Raw genomic sequence first — 7,402 nt, 5'->3', positions numbered from 1 at the left:
TCGACCGAAGTCGATGCGCTGCCTGCGATTCACATCGCTGGCAACGATGGTGTTTCCTTTAAAACGTGTACCGCCGAAGTCTTTCGTCCGGTCTCGATCCAAAAAGCCGAAGCTCTTCAGAAGCGAGACCCGCAAGGACTCCGCCGTCCACGTTTCTCTTTCTTCATCTTCACTTGTCAAACAGCCCGAGACCGCGGAGGCCTCAACCTTCCTGAGAGGAAGGGTTCCGACACTCTTACCGACGTCGAATGACTCCAACCGATTGTGTCGGCTGTTGTGTCACTCAACAAGTTGAGGAGCATCAAGAGCGTGAAATGCTTCCCTTGGCATCAAGACCAAAGAGAGCGCCCGACAGGCGGGCAACGCCGGGAAACGCATAGACGCTCACTCACCTGACTGCAAGCAGAAAATGAAAAGTTTTCCACTTCGCAAATCTTCTCGTGTCCGCCTAGCAGAGCAGCAAGCCAGACGCGGGTGCTGCTCTCTGAGTAACCGCACGCGCGAGAGGGGATCGGTCTCGCTCTTGAGCAAGTCGGCGAAGACGTGAAACAGCATCCATGCAGGACCGGCTAGATCTCCCTATCCGGCTTTAGCCCATGCATAAGCGCGAAAGAGCGTACCGTGACGTCCGAGATCAACCGCAACAGCTTCGCCGCGAACCTCGTTGCCGAAACCTCCCATGGAGCCGAAGAGGCTCCTCGTATCGGACTGCTTGACTTGAATGACGCCAGAACCATCGGCGCGCGTTCCATCAACTTCTACGTTGATTGTCCGGTGATATCTGATCGCCTCACTCAGAGAGCCACCGCATCCCGTTAGAATGCTGACAAAAATGCCGAGCAAAACCAGCCATCTCGCCCGCAGCAGAACCATCGCCTCACCAACTGCCGACGGGTTCTCATAGGCCCTGAAGCCTGCCGACGCAGCCAACAGCCTTTGGTTGTGCATGGAAGGGACTAAGCTTGGTAAATAGTCTTGATCGCCGGAAGATACGAATAACTGGATAGAATTTCGTTTCCACTTCTGGCTCTGAGCGGATGTCGGCGCTCGCTCTCGCGATGTCCGCAATTACCCTTAAACGGAGATCACCGGCTCATGATGAGGTCTCGCCCTACCGCGGCCGGCTGCGCTCGATGATCTCGGCGGCGCCCTTGCCGAGCAGATCCAGTCCCACGGCACGGCCGAGCTCGCGCGGACGATTGGCGGGGCCCGAGCGCGAGGCTTCGATGATGGTGTTGCCGGAGAGGTCGAGCACCGAAGCGGTCAGCGACATCTGATCGCCCGAGATGGTCGAGAAGCCCGCGACCGGCGAATTGCAGTGGCCGTTGAGCACCCACAGCACTTCGCGTTCGGCATCGGCAGAGGCATGCGCGGCGGGATCATCGATCGATGCGAGGATGCGGCGCGTCTGCCAGTCCTGCGCGGCGCATTCGACGGCAACGATGCCCTGCCCAGCCGCAGGCAGCATCTCCGCCGCGGTGAATTCGTAGGCGATACGATCAGCTAGGCCAACGCGATCAAGGCCCGAGCGCGCCATGATCAGCGCGTCCGCAGGTCCGACAGCGCCGCCATCCGGCAGGCGCTGCATCTCGCCATTGTCGAGCTTTCGCACGCGCGTGTCGGCCGCGCCGCGGAAGTGGATCACTTCGACGTCAGGAAACAACCGTCGCGCATAGGCGGCGCGGCGGACCGCGTTGGTGCCAATTTTAAAACCCTTGCCACGGGACTGGCGCAGCGCCTCCAGCGTCACGCCGTCGCGCAGCACCAGCGCATCGCCGGGGGGATCGCGTGACAGCGTGGCGCCGATGACGAGGCCGGGCGTGTCCTCGTTCCCAGGCATGTCCTTGAGCGAATGCATCGCCGCCTGCAGCTCGCCCGCAACCACGGCGGCGCGGATCTGCGCCACGAAGGCGCCGCCCTTGCCGCCATGCGGCAGGAGCTTGCTGGTCTGGTCGAGATCGCCAGTGGTGTCGAACTTGACGATCTCGACGTCGAGATCGGGCATGGCGGCGGTCAGGCGGCGCGCAATCTCTTCCGTCTGTGCCAGCGCCATCGCGCTCTTGCGTGTGCCGATCTTGAATCGCGTAGCCAAGTCCAAGTCCTTTCAGTGCGCGACGCTTTGTTTGAGCATGATCTTATCGGAAAACCGCTTCGCACTTTTCCGGATCATGCTTTACCGCGCATCCTCCAATATCATGTCGGAGGCCTTTTCGGCGATCATGATGATCGGCGCGTTGGTGTTGCCCGACACGAGGTCCGGCATGATCGAACCGTCGACGACACGGAGGCCTTCCAGCCCCCTCACCTTCAGCCGCTGGTCCACCACCGCGAGCGCGTCATTGCCCATACGACAGGTCGAGGTCGGATGGTAGATGGTGCTGCCACGGTCGCGGCAATAATCCAGGATCTCGGCGTCCGTGGATACCTTCGCCCCCGGATCATACTCGTTGATCACGAACGGCTTCATCGGCGGCGCATTCAGGATCTTGCGCAGGATCTTGATGGCTTCGACATTGGTGGTGCGGTCGGTCTCGGTGGACATGTAGTTGATGCGGATTTCCGGCGGCACGGTCGGGTCCGCGCTCCTGATCCGCAGGGAACCGCGGCTCTCGGGACGGAGCTGGCACACCGACGCCGTGAAACCGGAAAAATCATGCAGCCTCTCGCCCATCTTGTCGGTCGAGAACGGCAGAAAGTGAACCTGGATGTCGGGCGAGGCCAGGCGCGGATTGGTCTTGAAGAACGCGCCCGCCGTGCCGGCCGCGATCGTCAGCCAGCCTTTCCGGAACAGCGCATAGCGCGCGCCGGCGAGCGTGCGGCGGAGCGGATTGTTGACGGTGTCGTTCAGTGTGATCTTCTGCGAGCAGCGCATCACGATGCGGACCTGCATGTGGTCCTGGAGATCGTGGCCGACGCCCTGCGCGTCCAGCACCACGTCGATGCCGTGCTTGCGCAGGAGATCGGCGGGGCCAACGCCGGAGAGCTGGAGGAGCTGCGGCGAGTTGTAGGCACCGCTCGACAGCACGACCTCTTTCCGCGCCCGCGCGCGGCGCACGGTTGCGCCTTGGCGATACTCGACACCGACCGCGCGGCGGCCCTCGAACAGCACGCGCTGTCCAAGTGCTTCGGTCTCGACCTTGAGATTGCTGCGCGTCTTCGCGGGGCCGAGATAGGCCACTGCCGTCGAAGCACGGCGGCCGTTGCGCGTGGTGGTCTGGAACAGGCCGACGCCTTCCTGTGTGGCGCCGTTGAAATCGGGATTGTAAGGCAGACCGGTCTGGACCGCGGCGTCCATGAACGCCTTCGACAGCGGATCGGTCACGACCATGTTGGAGACCGGCAGGGGCCCGCCGGTGCCGTGATATTGATCGGCGCCACGGGTCTGGTTCTCGGCTTTCTTGAAATAGGGCAGCACGTCGTCATAGCCCCAGCCGGCATTGCCGTGCTGGCGCCAGCGATCATAGTCCTCGTGCTGGCCGCGCACATAGAGCAGGCCGTTGATCGAGCTCGATCCGCCCAGCGTCTTGCCGCGCGGCTGGAACACCTGGCGGCCCTTCAGCTCGGGCTCCGGCTCGGTCTGGTACATCCAGTTGACGGTCTTCTCCTTGAACAGCTTTCCGTAGCCGAGCGGCACGTGAATCCAGATGTTGGAATCTTTTGGGCCGGCCTCGAGCAGCAGCACGCTGTGCTTGCCGTTGGCGGACAGGCGGTTGGCGAGCACGCAGCCGGCGGAGCCGGCGCCGACGATGATGTAGTCGAATTCAGGATCGGACGGCGCGAGGGGGGAATTTGCGTTCATGCGCTACGCTTCTTCTTGTTGGTGTGGGCGTTTCCAGTTCGTCACTAGCACAATCATGCGCGCAGACGCAGCGCTTCGACCAGCGACTTGAATGCACGGGCATATTCCGCACCCGCCCTTGCGATATCGGCGCGTCCGGCGCAGGCGACCGCGGCTTCCGTCACCGCACCGAGCAGCAACCGCGCCAGCGGCTCGACCGGTTGTTTTGCGATCAGGCCGGCTTCCATCGCCACCGAGAGCGCGCGCGGCATCTTGCCGCCAAAATGCTTTGCGTCGATCTCGCGCCAGCGCTCCCAGCCGAGCACAGCCGGGCCGTCGCGCAGGATGATCTGGCCGATCGGGCCCTTGGCGGTCGCGGCGAAATAATGCTGGGTGCCCGCGACCATCGCCGCGAGCACGTCCTTCTCGGCGCGCGCGGCGCCGTCGATCTCGACGACGAGATCGCGCGAGACCAGGTCAAACACCGCTTCAAACACGGCCTCCTTGGTCTTGAAGTGATGATAGACCGCGCCCTTGGCGATGCGCGCCCCTTCCGCGATCTCGTCCATGGTGGTGGCGGCAAAGCCCTGCGTCCCGAACAGCCGGCGCGCCGCCGTCAGGATCGCTTCCGTCGTCGCCGCCCGCCGCTCCGCCTGCTTTGCCATGGGGTCTCGTCTAGTCGAATTCGGCACAGGCGGCCAGTTGACTTTTCGACCACCGGTCGGTATTTACCGACCATCAGTCGGTTTTAATCGTGAGGTGTGCCATGCCGAGCCGTGACATCGTCGAAGCTTTTGCGAAGCGCCTGGAGGACGGTGACTTCATCGGCGCGATCGAGCAATTCTACACGCCGGACGCTGCCACCTATGAGAACAACGCCGCACCGACGGTCGGCCGCGACAACCTCGTTGCCAAGGAGCGCGGCGTGCTGGCAATGTCTCGGGAGGTCAAGGCCGTCCGCGTCGGCCCAAGCATGATCGAGGGCGATCATGTCGCCACACGCTGGACCTTCAGCTTCACGAATGCCGAAGGCGTCACACGGACGCTGGACGAGATCGCGTGGCAGACCTGGCGGGGCGATCAGTTGATCGAGGAACGGTTCTATTACGACCCGAAGCAGCTTGGGCGGTGACGAGGCGCCGTTACGTTTCGTGGGACAGCGGGCCGGCAGCCTGCTTGCGGCCATCCTTCGAGACGCCCGCCTTTGGCGGGCTCCTCAGGATGAGGTCTCGTTACACGGCAGAGTCCTAGATCCTCATGGTGAGGAGCGCCGCCTGCGGCGCGTCTCGAACCATGAAGGCCGAGTGCTTCTCGCGTTACAACCGTAACGCGACGCGCCGCATTTGTATCGATTTGTTATCGATACTGCCGATCGAACACGCAGAAGTGGTCACGGCCGCCGCCGCAAGCGTGAATAATTCATAGTTCGTCAAAGGTTTGCAGCGAATTCTCGCGATCGAGCCGGACAAACGGCCCATGCTGCAGGCTCTGGTATGCGGACTCAACTGACCAGCTATTTCGCGCGGCTGTTCGCCGGCGACCTGTCGGCGTTCGGCGGTCCTGCAACCGACGATGCGATGGCCGGCCACATCCGCGCCGAGCAGATGTCGCTCGTGCTCGGCTATTCCGTCGGCATCATGCTGGCGAACGCCTGCAACGCCGTCGTGCTTGCGATTGCGCTGTGGCATGCGCCGGACTGGAAGCTCGCGCTGATCTGGGCGGTGATCGTCGCCGGCGCGGCCATCGGGTTCGGGCTGCAATCCCACGCCTCGCGCCGCATCACCAAACCGCAATTCGTCTCGCGCCGCGCCATGCACCGGCTGGTGCGCAATGCCTTCGTCCTCGGCGCGGCCTGGGGCATCGTGCCGGTCGCCTTCTTCGCCGACGCCTCCTCCGGCGGCCAGCTCGTCATCACCTGCCTTTGCTCGGGCATGCTGGCCGGCGGCGCGCTGGCCTTCGCCGCCATCCCGATCGCGGCGATCGCCTTCACCGCGCCGATCTTCGTCGGCATCGCGATCTGCCTCAGCCGCAACGGCGATCCCGCCTATGTGCTGGTGGCGATCCTGGTGGTGGTCTACGGCACCGTGCTGCTGCGCGCCGTGTTCGTCAACTCGTTCTCGTTTGCGCGGCGCGTGATCCGGCAGGTCGAGGCCGAGCGCACCGTGCGGCAGGATCCGCTGACGCACCTGCCCAACCGCTTCGCCTTCAACGAGACGCTCGATGCCGCGCTGAAGCGCCTGAGCCTGTCGGGCGAGGAGTTCGCAGTGCTGCTGCTCGACCTCGATCGCTTCAAGGAGGTCAACGACAAGCTCGGCCATCCCGCCGGCGACGAATTCCTGGTCCAGGTCGCAAGCCGCCTGCAGCGCTGCACGCGCGCGGCCGAGCATGTCGCGCGCATCGGCGGCGACGAGTTCGCGCTGGTGATGGCCAATCTGGCGCGGCCCGAGGATGCGCTCGAGATCGCCGAGCGTTTCGTTGCCGCCTTCGCCGAACCGTTCCAGATCGAGGGGCGCCAGATCGTCGGCGCGACCAGCGTCGGCATCGTGCTGGCGCCGCGGGACGGCACTACGGCGCTCGACGTCATGAAGAACGCCGACGCGGCACTCTACCGCGCCAAGAAGGCAGGACCCGGCACGGTCTGCTTCTTCGAGGCCAGCGACGACAGGGTGTCGCGCGACCGCAAGGCGCTGCAATCGGACCTCGAAGGCGCCATCGCGCGCGACGAATTGTTCCTGGTGTTCCAGCCGTTCCTCGATCTCGACGAGAACCGCATCACCGGCTTCGAGGCGCTGCTGCGCTGGCAGCATCCCTCGCGCGGCCTGGTGCCGCCGAGCGAATTCATCGCCATCGCAGAGGAGACCGGGCTGATCCACGAGATCGGCGAATGGGTGATCCGGCGCGCCTGCACGACGCTGGCGGACTGGCCCGAGGATATCCGCGTTGCCGTCAACTTCTCCGCGGCGCAGTTTCACAACACCGCCGTCCTGCAGACCATCGTGCAGGCGCTCGCCGACGCCAAGGTCTCTCCCAGCCGGTTCGAGATCGAGATCACGGAATCGATGCTGCTGTCGAAATACGGCTCGGCCGCGTCGATCCTGAACGCGCTGCTGCAACTCGGCGTCACCGTGGCGCTCGACGATTTCGGCACCGGCTTCTCCTCGCTGACTTATCTGCGCAAGCTGCCGTTCAGCCGCATCAAGATCGACCAATCCTTCATCCGCGACATGCTGGTGCAGCCGGACTGCGCCGCGATCGTGAAGTCGGTGATCTCGCTGGCGCGGGATTTGCGCATCGGCGTGGTCGCGGAGGGTGTCGAGACCGCGGACCAGCTCGAATATCTCAGGCAGATCAGTTGCGACGAGGTGCAGGGCTATCTGATCAGCCGGCCGGTGCCGGCCAATGGCGTGCCGGCGCTGCTGGAGACGAAGAAGCTTCGGGCGACGTTCGCGGCGTAGCTCTTCTCTGCGGCCATCCTTCGCGACGCCCGCCTTTGGCGGGCTCCTCAGACCGTATGTCCCTTTGCGGAACGGGGCGACTCACCCTCGATGCGACTGCGAGGGTTACCCGGATGGTCCGGGCAGAGCCTCACGCAAGGAGGGCGAGTCATGGGTGATTATAGCGAGG

The 7,402-nt window shown here is 64.0% G+C and carries 7 protein-coding genes; 2 read left to right on the top strand and 5 right to left on the bottom strand.

Going from position 1 to position 7,402, the window contains the following annotated elements; all coding sequences use genetic code 11:
- The 5 genes from RAD16_RS40240 to RAD16_RS40220 all read right to left on the bottom strand — a co-directional run.
- A partial coding sequence (locus RAD16_RS40240; RefSeq protein ID WP_458163610.1) for a hypothetical protein occupies positions 1-258 on the bottom strand: 258 nt, incomplete at its 3' end.
- Positions 259-579: 321 nt separating this feature from the next.
- The gene (locus RAD16_RS40235) at positions 580-948 is read right to left on the bottom strand and encodes a hypothetical protein (RefSeq protein WP_458163608.1); all 369 of its coding nucleotides are present in this window, start codon (positions 946-948) and stop codon (positions 580-582) included.
- Positions 949-1,111: 163 nt separating this feature from the next.
- Entirely contained in the window at positions 1,112-2,092 is a 981-nt protein-coding gene (gene hemC / locus RAD16_RS40230) for a hydroxymethylbilane synthase (protein WP_458163606.1), read from the bottom strand.
- An 81-nt stretch (positions 2,093-2,173) separates the two neighbouring features.
- Complete coding sequence (locus RAD16_RS40225) at positions 2,174-3,799, bottom strand: GMC family oxidoreductase (protein WP_458163604.1); 1,626 nt, start codon at positions 3,797-3,799, stop codon at positions 2,174-2,176.
- 53 nt (positions 3,800-3,852) lie between these two features.
- On the bottom strand, positions 3,853-4,443 hold the full coding sequence (locus RAD16_RS40220) for a TetR/AcrR family transcriptional regulator (RefSeq protein ID WP_458163602.1): 591 nt from the start codon (positions 4,441-4,443) through the stop codon (positions 3,853-3,855).
- A gap of 101 nt (positions 4,444-4,544) precedes the next feature.
- On the opposite strand from RAD16_RS40220, the gene RAD16_RS40215 reads away from it, so the two are divergent.
- Together RAD16_RS40215 and RAD16_RS40210 are read left to right on the top strand one after the other, a co-directional pair.
- Positions 4,545-4,910 carry a nuclear transport factor 2 family protein gene (locus tag RAD16_RS40215; protein WP_458163600.1) on the top strand — a complete coding sequence of 122 codons (366 nt, stop codon included), beginning with the start codon at positions 4,545-4,547 and terminating at the stop codon, positions 4,908-4,910.
- 361 nt (positions 4,911-5,271) lie between these two features.
- A complete protein-coding gene (locus RAD16_RS40210) occupies positions 5,272-7,233 on the top strand; it encodes a putative bifunctional diguanylate cyclase/phosphodiesterase (protein ID WP_458163598.1) in 1,962 nt (653 codons plus the stop codon).
- The last annotated feature ends 169 nt before the right edge of the window (positions 7,234-7,402 follow it).

The organism is Bradyrhizobium sp. 18BD, from assembly GCF_054185225.1.
The sequence above is the reverse complement of the archived record's forward strand: the minus strand, read 5'-3'. Positions and strand labels throughout refer to the sequence as shown.

What these genes read in the sequence shown, in the direction of transcription:
- RAD16_RS40235 (WP_458163608.1), bottom strand. Translation starts at nt 948, where the DNA reads ATGCACAACCAAAGGCTGTTGGCTGCGTCGGCAGGCTTCAGGGCCTAT.
- RAD16_RS40225 (WP_458163604.1), bottom strand. Translation starts at nt 3,799, where the DNA reads ATGAACGCAAATTCCCCCCTCGCGCCGTCCGATCCTGAATTCGACTAC.
- RAD16_RS40220 (WP_458163602.1), bottom strand. Translation starts at nt 4,443, where the DNA reads ATGGCAAAGCAGGCGGAGCGGCGGGCGGCGACGACGGAAGCGATCCTG.
- RAD16_RS40215 (WP_458163600.1), top strand. Translation starts at nt 4,545, where the DNA reads ATGCCGAGCCGTGACATCGTCGAAGCTTTTGCGAAGCGCCTGGAGGAC.
- RAD16_RS40210 (WP_458163598.1), top strand. Translation starts at nt 5,272, where the DNA reads ATGCGGACTCAACTGACCAGCTATTTCGCGCGGCTGTTCGCCGGCGAC.